The sequence below is a fragment of the Methylobacterium sp. 10 genome, from assembly GCF_000519085.1.
Taxonomy (GTDB): domain Bacteria; phylum Pseudomonadota; class Alphaproteobacteria; order Rhizobiales; family Beijerinckiaceae; genus Methylobacterium.
Genome location: NZ_KI912577.1, coordinates 227501 through 253606, shown reverse-complemented (window position 1 = coordinate 253606; position 26106 = coordinate 227501). Strand labels below are relative to the sequence as shown.

Below are 26106 nucleotides of genomic sequence, written 5' to 3'. Positions count from 1 at the left end.
TAGGCAGGCCTCAGGGCGAGTCAGGGGCTGGGCGGGGCTGCCCCGTCCCTGGCTTCCTGCAATCGGCGAACCCATTGCCAGAACGGGTCGGCGCTTGCCTTGGCGACACTGTCCGGCGGTGCCGGTACGATCTCGGAGACCAAGGTGGGGATCGTCACGCCGTAGGTCGTCGTCAGCCAATCCCGGAAGGGAGGGTTGTCGACCTCCATCTCGTAATCCGGTTCGTCCTCCGGCTCCGCGTCGGGATGCGCGAGCCCGGTCCCCAACTCGTTGTGCCCGATGGCGAGAAGCCGCAGGAAATCGAGGGGTGTCTGTCCGAGGACGCAAAGGCCGTCGCCTTCGGATCCGAGATGGACGATGCGCTGACGTCCCTCGTCGTCGAGCCAGAAGGCCGCGTAGGAACCGTCCGCGCCCGTCCGGGCGAAGGGGATCAGGCGCGAGGCGGGTTCCGGGCTTCCGAACCAGGCCTCGGCATAGGCCCGAGCCTCGTCCTCACCCTCGACCCGGAACAGAACGACTGCACCGCGGTAAGGCGGATCCAAGGGCTGGAGCGTCCCGAACATATCTCCGGGCACACGCTGGCTCTCGTGCAGAAGGCTCCGCTCCTCGATCCAGTCGAACAGGGCGGCGATCTCCGGCGGCAGCGTGAAGCCGGCCGAAAGGCGCGCGCGCATCTCGTCGGCAAAGCGTCCCATCCGGTCTTTCCTTCCCGTCCCGCAATCCCGATCCCAAACCGGCGCAGCCTGGAACACGTATAAAGACATCTTTATGTCTTGATTGCTTCGCGTCGGTTCGCCTGCTATAGGCCTTCGCCATAACGAAGCGAGAGAGAGCATCGCCCCCATGGCACATGATTATATCGTCAAGGACATCGGCCTGGCCGAGTACGGCCGCAAGGAAATCTCGATCGCCGAGACCGAGATGCCGGGCCTGATGGCCACCCGCGAGGAATACGGTCCGTCGCAGCCCCTGAAGGGCGCGAAGATCGCCGGCTCGCTGCACATGACGATCCAGACGGCCGTGCTGATCGAGACCCTGAAGGCTCTCGGCGCGGACATCCGCTGGGTCTCGTGCAACATCTACTCGACCCAGGACCATGCCGCCGCCGCCATCGCCGCCGCCGGCATCCCGGTCTTCGCCATCAAGGGCGAGACGCTCACCGAGTATTGGGATTACACCTCCAAGCTGTTCGACTGGCATGACGGCTCGATGCCGAACATGATCCTCGACGATGGCGGCGACGCCACCATGTTCGTGCATCTCGGCCTGCGCGCCGAGAACGGCGACACCGCCTTCCTCGACAAGCCCGAGTCGGAGGAAGAGGAGATCTTCTTCGCGCTCCTGAAGAAGAAGCTTTCCGAGAAGCCGAAGGGCTGGTTCGCCGGCCTCGCCGATTCGATCAAGGGCGTCTCGGAAGAGACCACCACCGGCGTTCACCGCCTCTACAACCTCGCCAAGGAGGGCAAGCTGCTCTTCCCGGCGATCAACGTGAACGATGCCGTCACCAAGTCGAAGTTCGACAACCTCTACGGCTGTCGTGAATCGCTGGTGGACGGCATCCGCCGCGGCACCGACGTGATGATGGCCGGCAAGGTCGCCATGGTCGCGGGCTTCGGCGACGTCGGCAAGGGCTCGGCCTCTTCGCTGCGCCATGCCGGCTGCCGCGTGCTCGTGTCCGAGGTCGATCCGATCTGCGCCCTCCAGGCCGCCATGGAAGGCTACGAGGTCGTGACGATGGAGGACGCCGCTCCCCGCGCCGACATCTTCGTCACCGCCACGGGCAACAAGGACATCATCACCCTCGACCACATGCGGGCGATGAAGGACCGGGCGATCGTCTGCAACATCGGCCATTTCGACAACGAGATTCAGGTCGCCGGCCTGAAGAACATGCAGTGGTCGAACATCAAGCCGCAGGTGGACGAGATCACCTTCCCCGACGGCCACCGCATCATCCTCCTGTCGGAGGGACGCCTGGTGAATCTCGGCAACGCCACGGGCCACCCGTCCTTCGTGATGTCGGCCTCGTTCACCAACCAGACGCTCGCCCAGATCGAGCTCTGGACGAATCCGGGCAAGTACGAGAAGCAGGTTTACACCCTGCCGAAGGCGCTCGACGAGAAGGTGGCGATGCTCCATCTCGAGAAGATCGGCGTGAAGCTCTCGAAGCTCCGTCCCGATCAGGCCGCCTATATCGGCGTCTCCGAGAACGGTCCCTTCAAGCCGGATCATTACCGCTACTGATCGGACGGGCGGGAGGCGGCTCTCGCCGGCTCCCGAATACGCGATGAGAAAGGCCCGGCGTCTCGCCGGGCTTTTTTCGTCACGGGGTCCGTGTCGCGTCGGCGCCGCCAGTGTGTCCTTTCTGCGCCGATGCCCGGGCAACCGATCGGCAACATGGTGAACTTAAGCTTAACCCTCTTCCGGCAGGATTCCGGCTCGCGCTAGTGTGGGGTGATTCCTCATGTGGAGGTAACCCCGCAGCCGCCTTTCGAGGCGTGTCGCGGGTAGGGCGCAGTTGCGCCTCAGCGACGATTCGTAGGGGCGGTACGTGTCATGAGGGTCGATGAAACGGCACGCCTATACGGGCGTGTCGGCGCTGCCGTCGTCTCTGTCGCGGCAGGCATCGCGATGGTGAGACATGCCACGGCTGCCTCCGCCGATGGAGCGATCGCGCCGGTGCCGACCGCCGCGACGCTCGGCTCCGGCTATGCCGGCGACCCATCGTCGTGGGGGTTCGGCCTGCCGCTGCATATGCACAACGCCACCGGCCTCGCGATCCTCATCGGTCTCACGGTCTTCGCTACGATCCTGTCCTTGCTGCATCTGCGCGAGCGCGGACGATGGACGCGGCGCGAGCGCGCCCTCATCGCCGATCTGGATACCCTGCGCGGCTCCGAGGACCGGGCCGAGATGCTGCTCAGCTCCGAGCGGCAGGTCATCGTCACATGGTCGGGGCGCGGCGAGGCCATCATCGAAGGCGATCTCAGCCTCGCCTTCGACGGCAACCGCGTGAAACCCGGCCCGGCGGGGCTCATCCTCGCCTTCGGAACCTGGCTGGTGCCGGCGGATGCGGGCGCGATCGAAGCCTCGCTCGATGCGTTGCGCGAACGCGGCGCCGGGTTCCGCATGACGGTGCGGGCCCAATCGGGGCGGATCATCGACGCGCACGGGCAGCCCTTGGCCGGACGGGCCCTGCTGCGCTTGCGCGAGACCACCGAGGAGCATCGCGAACTCGCCGAATTGCGCGAGACCCTCGACGAGACCAAGCGCGGCCTGTCCGCCCTCGCAAGCCTCCTCGACGCGATTCCCCAACCGGTCTGGCGCCGGAACCGCGATGGCAGCCTGGCCTGGGTCAACACGGCCTATGTCGCCGCCGTCGAAGCCGGAAGCCGCGAGACGGCCATCGCCGACGGGATCGAACTCCTCGATCGTCAGGCGCGGGACCTCATCGCCCGTAGCGACGGTGATCGGACGGCGTCCGGGGGCAGGGCGGCAAAGCGCCTGTCGGCGGTGGTGGCCGGCGGTCGGCGCATCCTCGACGTCACCGAAGCCGTCATCGAATCCGGTCGCGTGGGCATCGCCGTGGACGTCTCGGAACTGGAGAGCGTCCGCGCCGACCTGCAGCGCCAGATGGACGCCAACGTCCGCACCCTCGATCAGCTTCCCACCGCCGTGGCGATGTTCGACGCGCGCCAGCGGCTGATCTTCCACAACGCCGCCTATCGCCAGCTCTGGAGCCTCGACCAGGGCTTCCTCGATTCCGGCCCCCTGGACGGCGAGATCCTCGATCATCTGCGTGCCGCCCGGAAGCTTCCCGAGCAGGCCGACTTCAAGGCGTGGAAATCCGACGTGCTCGCCGCCTACCGCGCCGTGGAAGCCAGTGAGACCTGGTGGCATCCGCCGGATGGGCGGTCGCTGCGTGTCGTCGCCGATCCCAATCCCCAGGGCGGCCTGACCTACCTGTTCGACGACGTCTCCGAGAACGTGAAGCTCGAATCCCGCTACAACGCCCTGATGCGGGTGCAGGCCGAGACCCTGGACACCCTCAAGGAACCCGTCGCCGTGTTCGGCGCCGATGGCCGCCTGACCTTCGCCAACCGCGCCTTCGCGACCCTGTGGCGGCTGGAGGACGAGACCCTCAATGAGCGTCCCCGCGTCGACACGGTGATCGAGGCCTGCCGCAAGTTGGCGCCGGACGAGGAGCCCTGGCTCGACATCCGCGGCGCCATCACCGGGCTGGAGAGCCGGGCCGGCCTCACCTGCCGCCTGGAGATCGTGGACGGAACGGTGCTCGATTGCGCCGCCCAGCCCCTGCCGGAGGGGGCGACGCTGCTCACCCTCATCGACGTCACCGCCAGCGTGAACGTGGAGCGGGCGCTGACGGACAAGAACGACGCCCTGGAACGGGCCTCGCAGCTGCGCGACACCTTCGTCCACCACGTCTCCTACGAACTGCGCTCGCCGCTCACCAACATCATCGGCTTCACCCAGCTTCTCGGCGACGAGAGCGTGGGGGCGCTCAACGAGCGCCAGCGCGAATATTCCGATCACATCATGCGCTCTTCGGGGGCGCTCCTCGTGATGATCAACGACATTCTCGATCTCGCCTCGATCGATGCCGGTTCCCTCGAACTCGCCCGCGAGGTCATCGACGTTCGGGCGACGGTGGAGGCGGCCGCCCGCGGCCTGGAGGACCGTCTGGCCGAATCCGCCATCGGCCTCGATCTCGACATGCCCGCCGACATCGGCAGTTTCGTCGCCGACGGAAAGCGCGTGCGCCAGATCCTGTTCAACCTGCTCTCCAACGCCGTCGGCTTTTCCTCACCCGGTCAGGTGGTTCGCGTCACGGCCCACCGGACGGAGTCGGAGCTCACCCTGACCGTCCGCGACGAGGGGCGCGGGATGCCGGAAGAGGTCGCCGCCCGGGTGTTCGACCGTTTCGAGAGCCGCACCCTGGGAACCCGCCATCGCGGCGTCGGCCTCGGCCTCTCCATCGTGCGCTCCTTCGTGGAGCTCCATGGCGGCCGGGTGGAACTCTCATCCAAACCTGGGGCCGGCACCCGCGTGACCTGCACGTTTCCCGTGAACGTCGCGGAGGCGAAACGCGCGGCGGCGGAATGACGCTGCCGATCGACGGGTATCGCGGTGCCGGCGACGAAGCGCCCGTCGCGGACCGTTCCCCGTCGTCAAGGTCCATTCCGGCGTCGGCAGGCCCCTGACTTTGCCCGGCGACGTCATCGCCCCTGATCCATCCCGTGAAAACGATGTCGGCCCGCTCGGGGCCGCTGGCCCGGACATGCGGCACCCCTTGGGGTGGATGGCGACTTTGATTAAGGGTGCTTGCGTTAGATGAGCGGCGTGCCTCACGTCTCGGCCATTCCGTGGCCGGGCTTCGAGGCCGCAGTGCAAATGGCGCGGACGGAGGATGTGGCGGTGAGTGAGGACGGTTCGGGCGAGCCCCGGCGCGAGACCAAACCCGCCTGGGCCTTCGTCCTTCCCGACGAAGGCGCCACGGAGGACCTCGGCCGCTTTCTCGCGGAGTTCCTGCTGCCGGGCGACATCGTCGCTCTGTCCGGCGGGCTCGGCGGCGGCAAGACGACTCTTGCGCGGGCGTTGATCCGCGAACTCACGGGCGAGCCCGAGCTCGAAGTTCCGAGCCCGACCTTCACCCTGATCCAGCCCTACGAAGGCAAGAACGGCCGACAGATCGTCCATGCCGACCTGTACCGATTGCGCGGGCCGGACGAGCTGGTGGAACTCGGTTTCGACGAGATGACCGAGACCGCGATCACCCTCGTGGAATGGCCGGAGCGCCTCGGCTCGCGTGATGGTCCGATCCTGTCCGTGGATCTGTCGCTGAGGCCGGAATTCGGCGAGGGCTCGCGTTTTGCCCGCATCGACGGCCAGGGCGGGATGCGCGCCCGCATGCAGCGCGCCCGCGCCCTGCGGGCCCTCCTCGACCGCAGCGGCTGGGACGAGGCGGAACGCATCCTGATGCAGGGCGATGCGTCCTCGCGCGCCTACGAGCGTCTGGTGAAACCGGACGGGACCAGGGCCGTGCTGATGATCTCCCCGGCCCGGCCGGACGGGCCGCCGGTGCGCAACGGCAAGCCCTACAGCGCCATCGTCAAGCTCGCCGAAAGCGTCCACGCCTTCGTCGGCGTCGACCGCGGCCTTCGTGCCCTCGGCTTCTCGGCGCCCCGCATCTACGGCGAGGATCTCGACGAGGGCCTGCTCATCATCGAGGATCTCGGCTCGGAACCGGTGGTGGATGCCAATGGCCCTCGCCCCGAGCGCTATGCCGAGGCCGTGCGGCTGCTGGCCAAGCTCCACGCCACCGAACTCCCCGGGGTTCTCCCCGTCGCCGATGGGGTCGACCACGTCCTGCCGCCCTACGATCTCGAAGCCCTGCTGTTCGAGACCGAGCTCCTGCCGGACTGGTACTGCCCGTCGGTGATCGGCGCCTCGCTGCCCGCACCCGCCCGCTCCGAATTCGTGGCGCTCTGGGCCGAGGTGTTGCGCGGGGTCGAGCCGGAACGTCCGACCTGGACCCTGCGCGACTATCATTCGCCGAACCTGATCTGGATGCCCGACCGCGAGGGGCTGGAGCGCATCGGCGTGATCGACTTCCAGGACGCGGTGCTCGGTCACCCCGCCTACGATCTCGCCTCCCTGCTGCAGGATGCCCGCGTCGACGCCACGGCCGAGTTCGAACTGCGCCTGCTCGGCCTCTATGTGCGTGAACGGCGCAGTCGCGAGCCGGATTTCGACATGCAGGGCTTCGCGCGGGCCTATGCGGTGATGGCCGCACAGCGCGCCACCAAGATCCTCGGCATCTTCGCCCGACTCGACAAGCGGGACGGCAAGCCGGCCTACCTCGGGCATCTGCCGCGGATCGAGGGCTATCTCGCCCGCAACCTCGCCCATCCGGCGCTCACCCGCATTCGCCTGTGGCACGAGGAACATCTGCCGCATCTCGTGGCCAAGGAGGCACCGGAGGAGGGCGAGGCCTGAGGCGGCTCCCGTCAGACCGCCGGGCGGAGCGAAAGCCTGAGCCCGCGGAGGCGGGCGCCGGCGACTGAGGCCAGCGAGAAAGCCAGGGCAAGCGCTTCGAGCGATTGCCCTGCGGGGCCGCGCTTTCGGGCTTGACCCGAGGAGCGAGTTCCCCACGATGCCGCCGCACCGATGCCCTAGCCCTCGCCCCCGAGACGCCGACGGAATGTCCGACAGCCCCGTATCCGCCATTCAGCACGCCTTCGTCCTCGCGGCGGGCCTCGGCAAACGCATGCGGCCGATCACGGCGACCGTGCCCAAACCCCTGGTGGAAGTGGCCGGCCGGGCCCTGCTCGACCATGCCCTGGACAGGGCGGCGGAAGCCGGAATCGGGCAGGCGGTGGTCAACGTCCATTACCTCGCCGACCTGCTCGAAGGTCATCTGGCGCGCCGCAGGACGGCGCCGGCGATCCGGATCTCCGATGAGCGCGACGTCCTCCTCGAAACCGGAGGCGGCGTGAAGAAGGCCCTGCCGCTTCTGGGCCCGGACCCCTTCGTCGTCCTCAACTCGGATTCGTTCTGGCTCGAAGGGCCCCAGCCCAATCTCGGCCGTCTCATCGAGACCTGGGAGCCGGAGCGGATGGACATTCTGCTCCTCGTCGCGCCCACGGCGACGAGTCTCGGCTACGAGGGCAAGGGTGATTTCGTCATGAATGCCGGCGGCGCCCTCCAGCGCCGGAGCGAGCGCGAGGTGGCACCCTTCATCTATGCCGGGGTCGCCATCCTCAAACCGGAGCTGTTCGCGGATACGCCCGACGGCTCGTTCTCCCTCAATCTGCTGTTCGACCGCGCCATTGAGCGGGAACGGCTGTTCGGCTTGCGCCTCGACGGCCAATGGCTCCATGTCGGCACCCCGGAGGCGATCGAGGCCGCCGAGGCGCGGGTGAAGGCGAGCGTGCAGGTGCAGTGACACGTCAGGATCGGAACGACGACATGACGGAGTCTCGCGTCTTCACGATCCCCCCCGGCGCCTCCTTCCTGCCGACCCTCGCCGACGCGCTGATCTCCGGCCATCTCGTCGGGGATGTCGCCGGTGATCCTTTCGCCCTGGCCAGCGTCACCCTCTATCTGCCGACGCGGCGCGCGACGCGGGCCCTGTCCGCGATCCTGGCCGAGCGGCTCGGCAGCGCGCTCCTGCCGCGCCTGATCCCCCTGGGCGAGGCGGACGAGGCCGAACTCGACGTCGCCGCCAATCCCCTGATCGAGAACGGCTCCGACCTGCTCGCCCCGGCGATGCCGCCCCTGGAGCGCCGGTTGATCCTCGCCCGCCTCGTCCAGGCCTGGGCCGAGACCGTCGACCGCAAGCTCCTTCCCATGGGCGACGACGTGCCCTTCCTCGTTCCCTCCTCGCCGGCGGACGCCGTCTATCTCGCCTCCGATCTCGAGAAGCTGATGGATGCCCTCACCGTGGAGGGCGTGGCCTGGACCGAGATCGCCAGCGCGGTGGAGGCCGAGTACTCGCATTACTTCGGCCTCACCCTCGATTTCGTTCGCATCGCCGCCGAGAACTGGCCCAAGATCCTGCATGACCGCGCCTTGAGCGACCCGGTGGCCCGCTCGCGCACGCTCATCCTCGCGGAGGCGACACGGCTGCTCCGTGACAAGCCCGGCGACCCGGTCATCATCGCCGGTTCCACCGGGTCGGTACCCGCGACCGCAAAGCTGATCGCGGCCGTCGCCACCCTGCCGAGGGGAGCGGTGGTGCTGCCGGGCCTCGATACCGACCTCGACGAGGCCGGTTGGGACGCCATCGAGGCGGGGGAGGGGGCGGATCGCGAGATCGCCCACGGCCATCCCCAGGCTATCCTGCATCGGCTTCTCGGCCCCGGCTGTCTCGATCTCGGTCGCGGAGCGATCACGGCCCTGGGGCAGCCGACGCCTCGCGACCGGGCGCGGACGGCGCTGCTGTCGCAGGCTCTGCGCCCGGCCGAGACCACCGATGCCTGGTCGGAGCTATCGCCCGATGCGCGCCGCGACATCGCCGATACGGGAATGGCGGGCATCGCGGTGATCGAAGCCGCCGACGAGCGGGAGGAGGCCCTGGCGGCCGCCATCGCCCTGCGCGAGACCCTGGAGACTCCAGGCGCCACGGCCGCTCTCGTCACCCCCGACCGGAACCTCGCCATACGGGTGGCGGCCGAACTCGCGCGCTGGGGGATCGTCGCCGAGGATTCCGCCGGCGAGGCGCTCTCCGTCAGTCCGGCCGGGCGTCTGGCGCGCATGGCGGCCGAGATGGCGGCGGACTTGCAGCCGCATCGCGTGATCGCCCTCCTCGCCCATCCGCTCGTGCATCTCGGCATGACGCGCGACGAGATCCGGCGTGGGGCGGCGGCCCTGGAAATCGGGGCCCTTCGCGGGCCGGCACCCGCTCCCGGCTTCGAGGGATTGCGCCGGGCCCTCGCCGACCGGCGGAAGGCGACGGGACGCATCCCCCGCGCCCAGCGCCGCCTCACCGATATCGATTGGGATCTGGCGGCCCGGATCGTCGACGGCCTGGAACAGGCTTTCGACGGGTTCCTTCGGTCGGAGGAGGGTGGAAGGGTCGATCTCGTCGCCCTGGGGCGCAGCCATGCCGCGGTCTTCGAGCGGCTGATCGCCCCTGCCGAGGCAGACGGGCCGCTGGAGGACAACTCGATCTGTGTCCTCGACACCCTGTTCGACGACCTCTCCACCTCGGAACCGGGTCTGTTGCCGGGACTGCCCCTCGACTACCCGGCCTTCTTCACGGCGCTCGCCCGCGAGCGGGTGGTGACCTGCAGCGGCGAGCGCCCCCATCCCCGCCTGCGGATCCTCGGCCTCCTCGAAGCCCGGTTGCTTGATGCCGACCGCATCGTGCTCGGCGGCCTCGACGAGGGCGTGTGGCCGATGAAGACGGTGACCGACGCTTTCCTCAACCGCCCCATGCGCGAACGCATCGGCCTCAATCCCCCCGAGCGGCGGATCGGACAGAGCGCCCACGATTTCGTCCAGGCGCTCGGCTGCCACGATGCCGTCATCACCCGCTCGGCCAAACGTGAGGGCGCACCCACGGTGCCCTCGCGCTTTCTCCAGCGCCTCCAGGCTTTTGCCGGCGAGGCCTGCTGGGACCGCGCCCGCGAGAGGGGGCGGCGCTTCCTCGATTACGTCTCCGCTCTCGACCGAGGCATCGGCCCGGTGCCGGCGCGCCTGACCCAGCCGAAGCCGAAGCCCGATCCGGCCCTGTTTCCGCGGACCTTGAGCGTCACCGAGGTCGAGACCCTGGTGCGCGATCCCTACGTCATCTTCGCCCGCCACGTGCTCGGGCTCGATCCCCTGGAGCCCGTTGCCGGGCGGCCCGGCGCCAGCGAGCGGGGGACGCTGATCCATGCGATCCTCGGCGATTTCGCCGAGGCCCATCCCGAGATCCTGCCCGGCGATGCCGTTGAACGCCTGAACGCCCTGGCGCAGGCGGAATTCGCCGATATCGCGGACACCTTTCCCGAACTCTATGCCGAGTGGTGGCCGCGCTACGGCCGCATCGCCGTCGAATACCTGGATTGGGAGGCCGAGCGTCGTCCCGCCCTCATGCGGGTGCGGCCGGAGATGTCGGGCCGGTGGGCCCTGCCCATGGGCAAGGAGATCTTCACCCTGCGCGGGCGGGCCGACCGGATCGAGTTGCGCCGCGACGGGACCGCCTGCATCGTCGACTACAAGACCGGCCAGCCGCCCAGCAACAAGGAGGTCTTCGCCGGCTTCTCGCCCCAGCTCACCCTGGAGGCGGCGATGCTGAAGGCGGGCGCCTTCGAGGGCGTTCCGCGCACCGAAGCGACGCCCGACCTGCTCTACGTCCATGCCACCGGCGGGCGGAACCCGTTCACGCCTCTTCCGGTCAAGCCGCCGCGCGGCGACCCGCGTACCCTGGACGCCATCGTCGAGGAGCACGAGCGACGCTTCCGCGGCCTCGTCGCCCGCTTCATGGCCGGCGACGCGGCCTACGTCTCCCGTCCCTACCCGAAATTCGCCAAGTCCTACGGCGACTACGACCACCTCGCCCGCGTGCTGGAATGGTCGCTGGCCGGGGAGGGCGAGGGGTAATCAGGCCGCGCCGTGCGCCCGCACATGGTTCGGGCATTGGTTCGCCTCCACGGTAACGTGCGAGAGCCCTTCCAGATCGGCGAGCTTCGCCTTGTACGTCGCCGGTGCCTGCGGGTGGTCGGACACGAGGGAGACGATCAGCCCGGTATGGCCGGGGCCGAGGCGCCAGAGGTGGAGATCGGTGATCCTGTCGCCGTTCCTCTCCAGCCGGGTCCGCACGGAGTGGGCGAGATTGCGATCCGGAACCGCATCGAGCAGCGTCGCGCCGGCCGAGCGGATCAGGGTCCAGGACCAGGCGACGATCACCGCCGCACCTACCAATCCCATGGCCGGATCGAGCCAGGCGATGCCGAGATAGCGGCCCGCCAGCAGGGCGGCGATGGCCAGCACCGATGTCAGCGCATCGGCCAGGACGTGGACATAGGCCGCCCGTAGGTTGGTGTCCCCATGATCGCCGTGGCCGTGCCCTTCGTGACGGGCGTGGCCGTGATCGTGGCCGTGATCGTGGTCGTGACCATGGTGATGGGCATGGTCGTGCCCGTCTCCGTGGAGCAGCCAGGCGCTGGCGAGGTTCACGAGGAGGCCGAGGATCGCGATCGGCAGGGCTTCGCCGAAGGCGATGCCCTGCGGGCTGGTGAGGCGCAGGATGCTTTCATAGCCGATGGCGAGCGCGATCATGGCGAGGATGATGGCGCTGGCGAAGGCCGCGAGATCGCCGAGCTTGGCGGTTCCGAAGGCGAAGCGCGGGTTGTCGGCATGCAGCCGGGCGAATCGGTAGGCCAGGGCCGCGATGCCGAGGGCGGCCGCATGGGTGGACATGTGCCATCCGTCGGCGGTGAGGGCCATCGAGCCGAAGATCGTCCCGCCGACGATCTCGGCGACCATCATCGCCAGGGTCAAACCGACGACGAGGACGGTCCGGCGCTCGTTGCGCTCATGCGCATGTCCGAGGAAGTCGTGGCGATGCTGCCAGGTCTCGATGCTGTGGCTGTGCATGACGGGGCGTCCTGAGGGAATCGTCAGGCCGAAGATAGGGCGCTTTGGCGAGGCGATCATCCTTCTCTATGGAGAGTGGGAGCCAAGCCCGGAGCAGACAGGTTGCCCTTCGTCGTCGACGATCTCACCAAGGCGAGCCAGCGCCGCGCCGCCGATCCCCTGGCCTCGGCCTGGGTCTCCGCCAATGCGGGGGCGGGAAAGACGAAGGTCCTCACCGACCGGGTGGTGCGCCTGCTGCTGAACGGGGCGCCCCCCGCCCGCATCCTCTGCCTCACCTTCACCAAGGCGGCCGCCGCCAACATGTCGATCCGGGTCTTCCGGACGCTGGGCCGCTGGGTCACTCTGGACGATGGCGCGCTCACCGCCGAACTCACCGAACTGACCGGCGAGGCTCCGGCGCGCCGGACCCTGAAGGCGGCGCGGCGTCTGTTCGCCCGTGCCGTGGAAACGCCGGGCGGCCTCAAGATCGAGACCCTGCACGCCCTCTGCGAGCGGCTCCTGCACATGTTCCCGTTCGAGGCCAACGTGCCCGCCCGCTTCCAGGTGCTCGACGAGAATCAGGCCGCCGACCTGTTCTCAGCCGAGACCGACCGGGTCCTCGCCCTGGCGATGACCGGTCGGAACCCCGATCTGCGCTCCGCCTGGGACCGGGTCGGTCCGGAGGCCACGGGGGATACGCTCCGCGCGATCCTGCGCGCGGCCATGCGGGCGCAGTCGACCTTCGACGGGACGGACGGTCTCTCCGGCCCCCTCGCCGCCCTGTCCCGCTCCCTCGGCCTCTCAGCCGGCGAGACGGCCGATACGGTCCTCGACCGTATCCTCACCGGGGGCCTTGACGATTGGAGCGGCCTCGCCGAGCGCCTTCGCACGGGAAAATCCACCGATGAGGGGCTTGCCGACAGGTTGGTCGCGGCGGAGGCGACCCGCGATGCCTCGGCCCGGCTCGACCTCTACCGGTCTGTGTTCTTCACCGAGAAGGGCACGCCGAAGGCGGACAGGAGTCTCGGAACCAAGGACGTGCCGGGGGAGGTGAAGGAGGCGCTCCTCTCCGAACGCGACCGGCTCGATCCCCTGTTCGACACCTTGCGCGCGGCCAAGGCCCTGGAGCGGACGCGGGCCCTGTTCGTCCTCGTCGCCGAGATCCACCGGCGGGTCGAGCGTCAGAAGGCGCGCCTCGGGGCCCTCGATTTCGACGACCTGATCCACAAGGCCCTCGATCTGCTTTCGCGGGTGGACGCCGCCTGGGTGCTGTACAAGCTCGACCGCGGCATCGATCACGTCCTCGTGGACGAGGCGCAGGACACGAACCCGCGCCAATGGGACATCCTGCGCCGCATCACGGCCGATTTCGCCAGCGGCGAGGGCGCTCGCGAGGGGCTGCGCACGCGCTTCGCCGTGGGAGACCCGAAGCAGTCGATCTACAGTTTCCAGGGGGCCGAGCCGCGCGAGTTCGAGACCGTGCATCGCGAATGGCGCGCGGCCTCGAAGCAGGCCGGGCTGGCCTTCGAGGACGTGACGCTGAACGTGTCGTTCCGCTCGACGAAGGGCATCCTCCGCGCGGTAGACGCCACCTTCGCCGTGCCCGAGCATTACCAGGGCCTCTCCTTCGACGACGTGGCCGTGGGCACGACGCACGAGACGGCCCGGCGGGACGCACCGGGCGTGGTCGAAATCTGGCCCATCGAGGTTCCGGCACAGGAGGAGGAGCCCGACGCCTGGGCGGCGCCGGTGGATGCACCGGAGGCCAACGCGCCCTCCATCGTGACGGCGCGGCGCGTCGCGCGGGCGGTGAAGACCTGGACCACCACCGGCGACGAAGGCGGGCGCGTGTGGCGTCCCGGCGACGTGCTCATCCTGGTACGCAAGCGCTCCGCCGCGTTCGAGGAGGTGATCCGCGCCCTGAAGGTCTGCGGCGTCCCCGTGGCGGGCCAGGATCGGCTGGACATCACCGCCCATATCGCGGTGAACGACCTCGTCTCCATCGGCCGCGCCGGCTTGCTGCCCGCCGACGATCTCACCCTGGCCGGCGCCCTGAAGACGCCCCTCGTCGGGCTCGACGATGACGACCTCGTCCGCATCTCCGCCCGGCGCGACGAGAGCGAGACCCTGGAGGATGCCCTGGCGCGCCATGCGGCGGCGGGCGACCCGGCGGCGTTGCGCGGGCATGAGGCCCTCACCCTGTGGTCAGATCTGGCGGCCCGGCATGGGCCTTTCGGGTTCTATGCGAGCCTGCTCGGGCCGCATGAGGGGCGGATGCGGCTGGTCTCCCGCCTCGGTGGCGAGGCGGGGGACGCCATCGACGTGTTCCTCATGAAGGCCGCCGAGGCCGAGCAGGCCTCCGAGGCTCCGTCCCTCGACGGTTTTCTCAGCCGCTACGACATCGCTCCGGGACGGGGCGCGAACGGCCTCACCGTCAAGCGCGACCTCGAATCCGGCCGCGACGAGGTTCGGGTGATGACGATTCATGGCGCCAAGGGGCTGGAAGCCCCCGTCGTCGTCATGATCGACGGCTGCGAGCCCCTCGGGCGCAACGATCCGCACCTGCTTGCCATGCCGGGGGGACGCGACGAGGCGATACCGCCGGTCTGGGCCGGGTCGAAGACCCAGGATACGCGAGCCGTCGCCGCCGCCCGCGAGGCGCATCAGGCCCGTGCCCGCGAGGAGCACAACCGTCTTCTTTACGTGGCGCTCACCCGCGCCGCCGATCGCCTCACCGTCGCGCCTTATCGCGGCCATGAGGAGCAGGGCGAGACCGCCTGGTGCGAGATGGTCCGGAAGGGGTTGGAACAAGCGTTCGGGCCGGGCGAATCCTTCGAGGCCGCTTATGGTCCGGCACTGCTGTGGCGGGACGGACCCATACGATCCGTTGCCGCCGCGTCCTCCCCCGCCGCCGACGCCGCATCGTCGATCCCCGGATGGTTGAGGCAATCGGCGGGGTCGGAGGTCGAGGCTGCGCCGCCGGTCAGTCCCTCCGGTGCGCTCGGCGCCGCGGATGGACAGCGTGCGGTGCCGAGGCGGCAGGCCAATCCGCAGGCGCGCCGTCGCGGCATCCTGATCCACTCGCTGATCGAGCATCTTCCGCGCCTCGATCCCCATCAGCGGCCGAGCGCGGCCTCCGCCTTCGTCAAGGCGCGGGCGCCGTCCCTTCCCGCGGCGGAACAGGATCGGCTGGTTTCGGATGTTCTGAAACTCGTGAACGATCCCGCCCTCGCCGGGCTCTTCGACGGCGATGCGAGGGCCGAGGTCACGATCTCCGGTCATGTCGGCGTCGGCGGCGCGTCGCGACCGGTGTTCGGACGAGTCGATCGCCTGAGCATCCGTCCCGAACGGATCGTCGTGGCGGATTTCAAGACGAGCCGGCCGCCATCCGATCGCTCTCCCATCCCAGAGGACGAGGTCGCGCAGATCGCTCTCTACGTGGCGCTTCTGCGCGACATCTATCCGGGGCGCAGCGTCGAGGCGATGCTGGTCTGGACGTCCGGTCCGGTCATCCGCCGTCTCGGCGAGGCCGACATTGCGTCGGCGCTCGCCTCACTCTCCGCCCGCCCGGCTCACACCGCCGTTACGGGGTGAGCTTGATGATCTGTCCGTCCGGGCCGTCCGTCACCGCATAGACCGCTCCATCGGTGCCGACCCTCACGTCGCGGATACGGTGATCGAGGGGGATGCGCTCCTCCGTGACCACCTTGTCGCCGTCGAGCTTCAGCGCGACGATGCCGCCGCTCACGAGTCCGCCGACGAGAAACGCGTCCTTCCAGGCAGGGAACAGCGTGCCGGTATAGAGCGCCATGCCGGACGGGCCGATCACCGGATCCCAGTAATAGACCGGCTGGACCGTACCGCCCGCCTGGGTCTTTCCCTCGCCGATCTTCTCGCCGGTATACTCGATGCCGTAGGTCACTTCCGGCCAGCCGTAGTTCAATCCCGGCCGGGGGCGATTGAGTTCGTCGCCGCCGCGCGGCCCATGCTCGACGGTCCAGAGGCGCCCCTGGCCATCGAGGGCGGCGGACTGGATGTTTCGGTGGCCGTAGGACCAGATTTCGGGCTTGGCCTTCTCGCCACCCGTGAACGGGTTGTCCTTCGGCGGATTGCCGTCCGTGTCGATGCGGAAGACCTTGCCGAGGCCGCTGGTGAGGTCCTGGGCCTGAACGCGCGGTCCCTTGTCCGAGCGTTCGCCGACGGTGACGAACAGCTTGCCGTCCGGCGCGAAGACGAGGCGGGAGCCGAAATGCTTGTCGCCCTCATAGGACGGCGTCTGGCGGAAGATGACCTTCACCTCGTCGAGACGGCCGCCATCCTTCTCCTCGATCAGCTTGGCGCGGGCGACCGTCGTGCCGTTACCCTTGTCGCGCGGCTCGGAGTAGCTGAAGTAGATCAGGCGGTCGGCGACGAAGCTCGGGCTCAGGGCCACGTCGAGCAGACCGCCCTGGCCTCGCGCATCCACCTTCGGGACGCCGGCGATGGGCTGGCCGACCGTGCCGTCCTTGGCGACGATGCGCAACTTTCCGCCCTTCTCGGTGACGAGCATGCGGCTATCCGGAAGGAACTCCATGGCCCAGGGGCTGTCGAGGCCCTTGGCGACGACGGTGCTCTGGACCTTGGTGGCTTCGAGGGGCTTCGGCGCGCGGGTCTGGTTGGGCAGCAGGGGTTTGTAGGTGGTGTTGGCGGGCGCCGTTTCGGCCGGCTCTCCGCCCGTGGCCTCGTTCTGGGGAGCTGCGAAGGACTCGCCTCCGATCCGCGGTTGAGGCGTTCCGGTATTGCCATCCTGAGCAAACGCACCGGTGCCGAGACTCAGGGCGGCGAAGGAGGCAAGCAAGGTCGGAGTGATGCGCGTCACGTGGTGATATCCTCCATGGCCGGCGTCGAGGAGACCGGCTCTCGGCCTGTTTCGGGGCGCGATCGCCGGATGGCGACGTGGCCCGTTTGGCACCGGCTCTTCATGGGCATGCGTGCTGGGACGCTCGCCTCGATGGTCGCCGGTCACGGTGGGAGATGGGGCGACGCGACGGCTTTGGCGAGGGGCAACAGGAATCATGCACGGGACAGGCCGCCGGGTCGGCTCGCCGAAGAGCGGTGGACGATGTATGCGAGAATCGAACGGCTGTCCCGCCCTTCGCATCTTACGCCTTGACCGTCCCGGCTCACGTCGCCAACTCTCGCTCTCAAGCCGGCGCAGGCATCGTCGCGCCGACCGTGCAATTGAAAGGGATCGTGATGGCGACGGTAAAAGTGACCGATGCGAGCTTCGAGCAGGACGTCCTCCAGTCCGCCGAGCCCGTGGTCGTGGATTTCTGGGCGGAATGGTGCGGCCCTTGCCGTCAGATCGGCCCGGCCCTCGAAGAGATCTCGGCCGACATGCAGGGTCGCGTGAAGATCGCCAAGGTCAACGTGGACGAGAATCCCGGGATTGCCGCCAAGTACGGTATCCGCTCGATTCCGACCCTGTTGATCTTCAAGGGCGGTGAACTCGCCAGCCAGAAGGTCGGCGCGGCTCCGAAGGGCGATCTCTCCCGCTGGATCCAGGCCAGCGCCTGAACGCTCCCGATAGACCATCGTGAAAAAGCCCGGCCTCGGAAGGCCGGGCTTTTTTTATGTGCGGTGGTGCGCACCTGCCTGTGCGGATCCTGGTTTGGAAACGAAAAAACCCGGCCATGAGGCCGGGCTTCTCCGTTTCGAGACCTGTGTCGACGTTGCGACGTATCGGCTTAGTACGAGCCGAACTTGTAGTTCAGACCAGCGCGGACGACGGCGAACTCGCTCTCACGAGCGGTGACCGAGCGGCTGAGCGAGAGGACGCCGTTGGCCGGGTTCAGCACCGAGCGCTCGGTGGTGTTACCCTTGTTCTCGAGGTTCACGTAAAGACCTTCGACCTTCAGCGTCACAGCCGACGAGCGGAAGAAGTTCAGGAACGAGTCGACGGGCATGGCGTACTCGATGCCGCCACCAGCCGTGTAGCCGGTGCGGAAATCGTCGCGGCCGGTGCCGCCGTCGCCATAGGCGAAGCCGCCGGTGCCGTAGAACAGAACGCGGTCGAAGGCGTAACCGACGCGGCCACGAACCGTACCGAAGAAGTTCATCTCGTTGCCGGGAACGCGAACCCGGACGCCAACGGTGTCGACACCATCGGTGATGCTACCATTCACGAGACGGCTCTTGTTGCCGAAATCCGTGTACTGAGCGTCGGCCTCGAGACCAACGACCAGGCCCGAACCCGGGGTGAACTGGTAGTTGTAGCCGACCTGACCACCGCCGACGAAGCCTTCGAGGTTGTTGTTGTTGTTGGTCGTGAGAACCAGCGTGTCACGGGTGAACGAGTTCAGCACCGAACCGCCCGGAAGAACGTAGCGGTCGCTGTTGCTGCCGGCATCGAAGCCGTAGCCGGCGTTGATACCGAAGTAGGCGCCCGTCCAGGTGAACACCGGCACCGGCACGAAGACCGGCGGCGCAGCGCGACGCGGAAGGTCAGCGGCGGTGGCCGCTGCCGTGAGGGCCGTGAAGGCCGCGAAAGAGGTGAGAAGCTTTTTCATCGTTGATCCCCAGCGATTTGCCCGATCCACGATCAAACTAGTCGATTTCGGGCAGACGAGATGTAGCGCAGGAGCCACACCCGATATCCGATGCCACAAGTGTGGCCGGTTCGGTGAAAAGCGGGGATTGTCGCGGTGTGTCAGCCCCGGACCATAGGCAAGGAAACTGTCTCCGTCACGCCGGTCCCATGCCGGAGACTCCTCTCCGGCATGGTTGTCCAAGACAAACGATGCATTAACCACGTTCGCCTCGGGCGAGGATTCGTCCAGCAGACTCACTCTCCTTCCGCGATTGGACCGCCTCTCACCCGAAGCGATCAGGTCGGAGGCGTACCGTTGGCGGTCAGGACGTTGCCCGCGAGATAGAGCGAGCCACAGATCAGGATACGCGGCGGCCGCTCGAAGGCGAGGTCGGAGAGGCTTTCCAAGGCGGCCTCGACGCTGGAGGCCACATAGGCGGTGAGTCCGACATCGGCGGCGATCTGCGCGACCTCCTCGGCCGGCCGCGCCGCCATCTGACCGCCGATCGGGACCGCGATCAGGTTGCGCGCCAGTCCGACGAAGTTGCGCAGGAAACCTTCCGCATCCTTCGTGCCGAGAAGGCCCACCACCAGGATCAGCGGTACGTCGCTACGCTCGCCGAGATCCGCCATCGCGGTCGCGAGAATGCGGCCGCCATCGATGTTGTGGCCGCCATCGAGCCAGAGCTCCGCACCATCCGGTGCCATGTCAGACAGGCGGCCGCGGGTGAGCCGCTGCAGGCGGCCCGGCCACTCGACCTTGTTGAGGCCGGCCTCGATGGCCTCCACTCCGATATCGCCGAAACCGGCCGCGCGCAGGGCCGCGATGGCAGTGGCCGCGTTGGTGAACTGATGCCGTCCGTTGAGGCGGGGCTGGGGCAGGTCGAACAGGTCGAGTTCGTCCTGGTAGACGATCCGGCCACGCTCGGCATGGACCGAGAAATCCTGGTTACCCACCCGGATCGGTGTCGCTCCGATCTCCTCGGCGAAGCGGCAGAGCACCGAATCCGCCTCCTTGTAATCCTGGGCGGCGATGATCGCCGGGCAACCGCGCTTGAAGATGCCCGCTTTCTCGGTCGCCACCGCTTCGACGGTATCGCCGAGATATTCCGCATGGTCGCGCCCGATCGGCGTGACGACGGCGGCCGCGGGATTGTCGATCACGTTGGTGGCATCGACCCGGCCGCCGAGCCCCACTTCGAGCAGGAGCACGTCGGCCGGAGTTTCCGAGAACAGCAGGAAGGCCGCGGCGGTGGTGATCTCGAACACCGTGATCGGCTCGCCGGCATTGGATGCCTCGCAGCGGGCGAGGGCGTCGGCGAGCTGGTCCTCCGGCACATAGCTGCCGCCGCCCACCGCGCCGATGCGGATACGCTCGTGGAAGCGCACGAGATGGGGCGAGGTGTAGACATGCGCGGAGAGGCCGCCGGCTTCGAGAATCGCCCGCATGAAGGCGATGGTCGAGCCCTTGCCGTTGGTGCCGGCCACATGAATGACCGGCGGCAGCTTGCGCTCCGGGTGACCGAGACGTTCGAGCAGGCGCTCGATCCGGCCCAGCGACAGGTCGATCGTTCGGGGATGGAGGGCCAGGAAGCGGGCCATCAGCGCGTCGGAGGAATCCATGGATCGGCTCGCCGTATCGCGTGGGGGCTCAGGCCGGCTCGGCAACCGCGCCCGCGCGGGCCGGTGTCGCCGCAGGCTGGTTCATCAGCAGGCCGCAGAGTCGTGAGATCGTGTCCTTCAGGGCATGCCGGTGCACGACCTGATCGACCATTCCGTGTTCCTGCAGATACTCGGCGCGCTGGAACCCGTCGGGCAGTTTCTCGCGGATCGTCTGTTCGATGACGCGCGGCCCTGCAAAGCAGATCAGGGCGCCGGGCTCGGCGAGATGGACATCGCCGAGCATGGCGTAGGACGCGGTGACGCCGCCCGTGGTCGGGTTGGTGAGCACCACGATGTAGGGAAGCTTCGCCGCCTTCAGCCGGCGCACGGCCACCGTCGTGCGCGGCATCTGCATGAGCGACAGGATACCCTCCTGCATGCGCGCGCCGCCGGAGGCCGAGAACAGAATGTAGGGCGTGCGCTTGTCCAGCGCCGTCTCGGCGCCGCGCACGAAGGCCTCGCCCGCCGCCATGCCGAGCGAGCCGGCCATGAAGGCGAAATCCTGCACCGCAAGCGTCATCGGCAGACCCGAGACCCGGCCGAAGCCGATCTTGAAGGCATCGGGCATCCCGGTCTTGGCGCGGGCGTCCTTCAGGCGGTCGGCGTAGCGCTTCTCGTCGCGAAACTTGAGCGGGTCGGCGGCCACCTCCGGCAGGGGCACGTCGATCCAGGTGCCCTCGTCGAACATCATCTTCAGGCGCGCCTGCGCGCTCATCTTCAGATGGTGCTCGGACCCCGGGATGACCCAGTGGTTCCCCTCCACCTCCTTGTGGAACACCATCTGCCCGCTATCGGGGCATTTGACCCACAGGTTCTCGGGGGTCTCGCGCTTGAACAGGGTCTTGATCCTGGGGCGCACGACCTCCGAGATCCAGTTCATGGGTTCAACCATCGTCGACTGACCGTTCTTGAGGGAAGGGGTCTCGGATGAGCCGGGGACCGGCTCGCGGACGGATCGTTCCGGCGTGGCTCTGTCAGACGGTCCGGCCGCGCACGCCCTCGGCCAGTTCGCGTACCAGGGCGCTCACCGCCTCGGCTGCGTCCCGGCCGTCCACCACCGCCCGGTGGATCACATCCACGAGCGCGGAGCCGACGACCACGCCGTCCGCGCCCTTGGCGATCGCGGCGGCCTGGGCGCCCGTCCTGACGCCGAAGCCGACCACCACGGGCAGCTCCGTATGACTGCGGATACGGCCCACCGCCTCGGCCACACGGCCGAAATCGGGCGTCGCCGTGCCGGTGATACCGTTGATCGACACATAATAGACGAAGCCGGCCGTATTCGCGAGGACGGCGGGAAGGCGGCGCTCGTCGGTGGTGGGCGTTGCCAGCCGAATGAAGGCCAGGCCCTTGGCGAGGGCCGGCAGGCAGAGTTCGTCGTCCTCCTCCGGCGGAAGATCGACGACGATCAGCCCGTCGATCCCCGCCGCGACGGCGTCGTCGAGGAACCGGTCGACGCCGTAGGCATGGATCGGGTTGTAGTATCCCATCAGGATGACCGGGGTTCCGGAATTGTCCTCCCGGAAACGCCGGACGAGGCCGAGGGTCTTGACCAGATCCTGGCCGCCCGCGAGGGCGCGAAGCGCCGCCGCCTGGATCGCCGGCCCGTCCGCCATCGGGTCGGTGAAGGGTAGGCCGAACTCGACGATGTCGGCGCCGGCCTGCGGCAACGCCCGGAGCACCTTGAGGGAGGTCTCGGCATCGGGGTCGCCGGCCATGACGTAGGTCACGAGGGCGGCGCGCTTCTCCGCGCGGCAGCGGGCGAAGGTCGCTTCGATGCGTGTCCCCGTGGAACCGGCGCTGTCCGGCTGCGAAGAGGTCTCTGACGGAGAAAGGGTCATGGTGCCTGCGTCTCGCGGCCTAGCCTCAGGGGAGGGGCGGCCCAGGTACAAGCCGTCGCGCCTACACCATCGCGGCCTGCCCGTGAAGCGCGGCGCGCCAGGCAGGCCGGCATCGGCTATGACCATGACGTCGCCGATGCGGGGCGAGGGATGTCCTCCGCCGCGGCAAGGAAGCCTTAAGCTCCTTTCGAAAGCCGTCCTTCAATCTCACATGCAAGAGATAGGAATGGAGTGGGAGGAGGAACCTCGGCGGCATCGTCGCGCCGCGCGGCGCGACGCCATGCGGCGATCCACTCGTGCCGCCCCACGGAGAGGTCGATGATCACCCTGGAGGTCACCCTCGCCCTCGTCCTGTTCGCGATCCTGGCCACGGCGAGCCTGCTCGCCCGAGGCCTGCGACGGCCGACCGGCGACCCGTCCGAAGTCGAACGTCTCCAGGACAGTATCTGGCGGATGTCCGAGAGCGAGGAGCGCTACCGCGCGCTCGTGGAAGCGACTACCGACGTCATCGTCCAGCGGGACGCGCAATGTCGCATCACCTTCGCCAACGATGGATTCGGGCGTCTCCTCGGGGTCGAGCCGTTGACGTTAGTCGGTTCGACGGTGGACCTCGAAATCCTGGACCAGGGACTTCGGCAGCAGCAATCCGACGGCGTCAGCCGTGTGGAGATGCAAGTGCGCCCCGTCGACGGCATTCCGCGCTGGTTCTCCTTCATCGAGACGCGGGTCACCGGTCCCGGAGGGCGCACGCAATGGCTGCGGGCGGGCTCGGACATCACCGAGCGGATCGAATCCGCCCGCTCCCTTGACGAGGCGCTTCACCGCGCCGAGGCGGCCAACGTCGCGAAGTCGCGCTTCCTCGCCACCGTCAGCCACGAATTCCGCACGCCGTTGAACGGCATTCTCGGCATGGCCGACCTCGTCCTCGAGACCGGCCTCGATGCCGAGCAGCGGACCTATGTGGAGGCGGTGCACACCTCGGGCCGGGCCCTGCTGACACTCATCGACGGCATCCTCGATTTTTCGCGGATCGAGGCGGGACGTCTCGACCTGTCGGCGGAACCCTTCGATCTCCGGGCGGTGGTGGAGGGCGTGGTCGAACTCCTGGCGCCCCGCGCCCAGGACAAGGGCATCGAGATCGCCATCGACGTGGCCGACGACGTGCCGGGCGAATTCATCGGCGATGCGGACCGTATCCGGCAGATCGTGGTCAATCTGGCGGGCAACGCGATCAAGTTCACCAACCAGGGCGGGGTCGGCGTGTCGATACGGTGGATCGCGCAGGAGATCGTCCTGGCGGTCTCGGATACGGGAGCGGGTATCCCCGCAGCGCGTATCCCGATCCTGTTCGAGGAGTTCGAGCAGGGCGACAACAGCGCCAGCACCCGCCACGAGGGAACCGGTCTCGGCCTCGCCATCAGCCGGCGTCTCGCTTCGCGGATGGGGGGACGCATCGATGCGCACTCCGTCGTCGGCCGCGGCAGCACCTTCACGATCCACTTGCCCCTGCCGGTCGGCGCAGAGCCGGAGAACACCGTGCCGACCGTGTCCTTGCAGGGCCGCAAGATCCTGATCGTCGCCGATTCCCCCTATCAGGCCCCGTTCCTCGCCCGGCGCCTGTCCCGGTCCGGCGCGTCGGCAGTGGTGGTGCCGACTGTCGAGACCGGGCTCGATACGCTGTCGGGCGTGTCCTTCGATGCGGTGATCGCCGATCGCGCCCTCGGCGACGAGAGCGTGCGCAGGCTCGCTGCGGAAGCGAGGCGACGCGGCGTGCGCTGCAGCCTCATCCTGCTGTCCCCCTTCGATCGACGTGAGTTCGGTGCGCCGGGGGCGGCTGGCTTCGACAGCTACCTGATCAAGCCGGTCCGAGCACGCTCCCTGTTCGACAGGCTGCTGGCGCCGACCTCCTCGGTGGAAACGCCCGGCCCCGCGGCAAAGCCGGTGCCCGGAAACGGCGAGGTCTCGCCGGCCAAGGGCAGCCCTCGCGCGGTGCCGAGCGTCCATGTGCTCCTTGCCGAGGACAACCCGATCAACGCCCTTCTGGCCACCAGGGCTCTGGAGCGGCTCGGCGCGACGGTGGTTCTGGCGCGGGACGGATCCGAGGCGCTGGCTCGGCTCGACCATCCCGCATCCCGGTTCGACCTCGCCCTCATCGACATCCGCATGCCGGGAATCGACGGCCTGGAAACGGCGCGGCGCCTGCGTGCCAGCGAGGCCGAGCACGCTCGCGCGCCGCTCAGACTGGTGGCGCTCACAGCCAATACCGGTCGCGAGGACGAGTTGGCCGCGCGGGAGGCCGGGTTCGACGAATTCCTGGCAAAACCCCTCGACCTCAAGGCCTTGCCTGCTCTCCTCGAACGCCGTTCCGTCGCCGCGGCCTGAGGGGCAATTCGCGTTGACAGGGCGCGGCGAGCGAGCGAACACGGGCTCATGCATGCACCAACCCCGCCACTATCGGATGCCCCGGCACCCGTGCCGACGTCGCAGAACCGGGACGGTCTCGTGGCCTGGGCCGTAGCGGCCCTCGTGGTGGCCACCGTCCTGATCGGCACCTTCGCCCCCTCCTCGCACGGGCGTTCAGGACGCGGTTCTCCGGCAGCCGATGCGTCCTGCGCCGAATGGAGCGACGGCTGTACGATCTGCCGACGCTACGGGGATGGGATAGCCTGCTCCATGCCGGGCATCGCCTGCGTTCCCAAAGCAGAGCTTTGCCAGCGCCATTCCGGGGAATGACCGGATCGTCCGCTTCGGTCCGCCTTCGCTTCGCGCCGAGCCCAAACGGGCGCCTTCATCTCGGACACGCCTATTCCGCCCTGGTGAACGAGATGTTCGCCGCACGGCTCGGCGGTGACCTCGTCCTGCGGATCGAGGATATCGATCCGGTGCGTTCGCGCCCGGACCTGATCGCCGCCATCGAGGACGATCTCGCCTGGCTCGGGATCGGGTTCAGCGGTTCCGTGCGGCGCCAGTCCGAGCATCTCTCGACCTATCGCGATGCCATCGACGCACTCCGCTCGCGCGGCCACGTCTATCCCTGCTTCTGTTCCCGTGCCGCCGTGGTCGCGGCCGCCGGGCCGGAGCCGCCTCGCGATCCGGACGGGGCGCCCCTGTATCCCGGCACGTGCCGCGTCCTTTCCCACGATGAGCGGGCGTCACGCCTCGCGGCCGGCCTGCCGCATGGCTGGCGGCTCGATACGGCCCACGCCCTCGCCCTAGTCTCTGGCCCGCATCGCTTCCGCTGCCTCGATGCCGATGGCTTGGAAACGAGCCATGTCGCCGATCCCGCCCGCTGGGGTGATGTGCTGATCGCGCGCCGCGACGTGCCCACGAGCTATCACCTGTCCGTGGTGATCGACGATGCCGCCCAGGGGATCAGCCACGTGGTTCGCGGAGCGGACCTCATGGCCTCCACCGACCTGCACATCCTTCTGCAGGCGCTGCTCGGCTTCGACGGCCCGGTCTATCATCACCACGCCCTGATCCTCGGTCCCGACGGGACGAAGCTCGCCAAATCGCGCGGTTCGGAATCCCTCGGCGATCTGCGAGCGCGGGGCGTCACCCCGGCGGAGATCCGCCGCCGGCTCGGGTTCGGGTGAGGGGAGGGAAGTTCAGCGCGGAGCGTCGCGCTGGGCCATGGCGACCCCGGTTCGGGATTTCTGCAGCGTGGTCTCGATCTGCTCGCGCTGGCGCGTGAATTCGGTGAGCATCCGCCCGTCGAGTTCGCGTCCGCGCGGCACGCGGATCTTCATCGGGTCGACGAAATGGCCGTTGATGACGACCTCGTAATGCAGGTGCGCGCCGGTGGAGAGGCCGGTGGAACCGACATAGCCGATCACCTGGCCCTGGCGCACCTTGGCCCCCGCCGTCACCCCTCGGGCAAAGCGCGACATGTGGTTGTAGGTGGTGACGTAGCCGTTGATGTGCTGCAGTTCGACCCGGCGGCCATAGCCG

18 protein-coding genes (1 of these 18 running past the window's edge) are annotated in these 26106 nt (G+C 68.4%); 10 read left to right on the top strand and 8 right to left on the bottom strand.

Going from position 1 to position 26106, the window contains the following annotated elements:
• Positions 1-20: 20 nt before the first annotated feature.
• Positions 21-695, bottom strand: a complete 675-nt coding sequence (locus K368_RS0101075; protein ID WP_027170774.1) for a hypothetical protein — start codon at positions 693-695, stop codon at positions 21-23.
• Positions 696-843: 148 nt separating this feature from the next.
• Between K368_RS0101075 and ahcY the strand changes: the two genes are divergently transcribed.
• The 5 genes from ahcY to addB all read left to right on the top strand — a co-directional run bounded on the left by ahcY (position 844) and on the right by addB (position 11109).
• Positions 844-2244: an adenosylhomocysteinase gene (gene ahcY / locus K368_RS0101070; RefSeq protein ID WP_027170773.1), complete on the top strand. Its 1401-nt coding sequence runs from the start codon at positions 844-846 to the stop codon at positions 2242-2244.
• 312 nt (positions 2245-2556) lie between these two features.
• Positions 2557-5124 carry a PAS domain-containing sensor histidine kinase gene (locus K368_RS0101065; protein WP_027170772.1) on the top strand — a complete coding sequence of 856 codons (2568 nt, stop codon included), beginning with the start codon at positions 2557-2559 and terminating at the stop codon, positions 5122-5124.
• Positions 5125-5412: 288 nt separating this feature from the next.
• Positions 5413-7017: a tRNA (adenosine(37)-N6)-threonylcarbamoyltransferase complex ATPase subunit type 1 TsaE gene (gene tsaE / locus K368_RS0101060; RefSeq protein WP_027170771.1), complete on the top strand. Its 1605-nt coding sequence runs from the start codon at positions 5413-5415 to the stop codon at positions 7015-7017.
• 205 nt (positions 7018-7222) lie between these two features.
• Entirely contained in the window at positions 7223-7966 is a 744-nt protein-coding gene (locus K368_RS0101055) for a nucleotidyltransferase family protein (protein ID WP_027170770.1), read from the top strand.
• A gap of 23 nt (positions 7967-7989) precedes the next feature.
• Positions 7990-11109 carry a double-strand break repair protein AddB gene (gene addB, locus K368_RS0101050; RefSeq protein ID WP_027170769.1) on the top strand — a complete coding sequence of 1040 codons (3120 nt, stop codon included), beginning with the start codon at positions 7990-7992 and terminating at the stop codon, positions 11107-11109.
• Here the strand turns inward: addB and dmeF are convergent, their stop codons facing one another.
• Positions 11110-12105: a CDF family Co(II)/Ni(II) efflux transporter DmeF gene (gene dmeF / locus K368_RS0101045; protein WP_027170768.1), complete on the bottom strand. Its 996-nt coding sequence runs from the start codon at positions 12103-12105 to the stop codon at positions 11110-11112.
• A gap of 102 nt (positions 12106-12207) precedes the next feature.
• Between dmeF and addA the strand changes: the two genes are divergently transcribed.
• The gene (gene addA, locus K368_RS0101040) at positions 12208-15678 is read left to right on the top strand and encodes a double-strand break repair helicase AddA (protein WP_027170767.1); all 3471 of its coding nucleotides are present in this window, start codon (positions 12208-12210) and stop codon (positions 15676-15678) included.
• On the opposite strand, the gene K368_RS0101035 is transcribed toward addA, so the two are convergent.
• A complete protein-coding gene (locus tag K368_RS0101035) occupies positions 15668-16942 on the bottom strand; it encodes a PQQ-dependent sugar dehydrogenase (protein ID WP_027170766.1) in 1275 nt (424 codons plus the stop codon). The genes addA and K368_RS0101035 overlap by 11 nt on opposite strands.
• 377 nt (positions 16943-17319) lie before the next feature.
• Between K368_RS0101035 and trxA the strand changes: the two genes are divergently transcribed.
• Positions 17320-17640 carry a thioredoxin gene (trxA, locus tag K368_RS0101030; RefSeq protein ID WP_027170765.1) on the top strand — a complete coding sequence of 107 codons (321 nt, stop codon included), beginning with the start codon at positions 17320-17322 and terminating at the stop codon, positions 17638-17640.
• A 170-nt stretch (positions 17641-17810) separates the two neighbouring features.
• Here trxA and K368_RS0101025 read toward each other — a convergent pair whose 3' ends face one another.
• The 4 genes from K368_RS0101025 to trpA all read right to left on the bottom strand — a co-directional run bounded on the left by K368_RS0101025 (position 17811) and on the right by trpA (position 22155).
• Positions 17811-18632 carry a porin family protein gene (locus K368_RS0101025; protein WP_027170764.1) on the bottom strand — a complete coding sequence of 274 codons (822 nt, stop codon included), beginning with the start codon at positions 18630-18632 and terminating at the stop codon, positions 17811-17813.
• 317 nt (positions 18633-18949) lie between these two features.
• Positions 18950-20275, bottom strand: coding sequence for a folylpolyglutamate synthase/dihydrofolate synthase family protein (locus K368_RS0101020; RefSeq protein ID WP_027170763.1), 1326 nt, complete (start codon positions 20273-20275; stop codon positions 18950-18952).
• Between the two features lie 28 nt (positions 20276-20303).
• Positions 20304-21206, bottom strand: a complete 903-nt coding sequence (gene accD / locus K368_RS0101015) for an acetyl-CoA carboxylase, carboxyltransferase subunit beta (protein ID WP_027170762.1) — start codon at positions 21204-21206, stop codon at positions 20304-20306.
• 82 nt (positions 21207-21288) lie between these two features.
• A complete protein-coding gene (trpA, locus tag K368_RS0101010; protein ID WP_051439711.1) occupies positions 21289-22155 on the bottom strand; it encodes a tryptophan synthase subunit alpha in 867 nt (288 codons plus the stop codon).
• 318 nt (positions 22156-22473) lie between these two features.
• On the opposite strand from trpA, the gene K368_RS0101005 reads away from it, so the two are divergent.
• From K368_RS0101005 to gluQRS, 3 genes are all read left to right on the top strand, one after another.
• Positions 22474-24537, top strand: coding sequence for an ATP-binding protein (locus K368_RS0101005; protein ID WP_027170760.1), 2064 nt, complete (start codon positions 22474-22476; stop codon positions 24535-24537).
• A gap of 90 nt (positions 24538-24627) precedes the next feature.
• Positions 24628-24888, top strand: a complete 261-nt coding sequence (locus tag K368_RS25745; RefSeq protein ID WP_081739473.1) for a hypothetical protein — start codon at positions 24628-24630, stop codon at positions 24886-24888.
• Positions 24885-25751: a tRNA glutamyl-Q(34) synthetase GluQRS gene (gene gluQRS / locus K368_RS0101000; protein WP_027170759.1), complete on the top strand. Its 867-nt coding sequence runs from the start codon at positions 24885-24887 to the stop codon at positions 25749-25751. Before K368_RS25745 ends, gluQRS begins: the two co-directional genes overlap by 4 nt.
• Positions 25752-25763: 12 nt before the next feature.
• Here the strand turns inward: gluQRS and K368_RS0100995 are convergent, their stop codons facing one another.
• Positions 25764-26106, bottom strand: partial view of a M23 family metallopeptidase gene (locus K368_RS0100995; RefSeq protein ID WP_051439986.1) — the end only. It continues 1691 nt past the right edge of the window; 343 of the gene's 2034 nt are visible here — the last part of the coding sequence; the start codon falls outside the window, past its right edge; it ends in the stop codon at positions 25764-25766.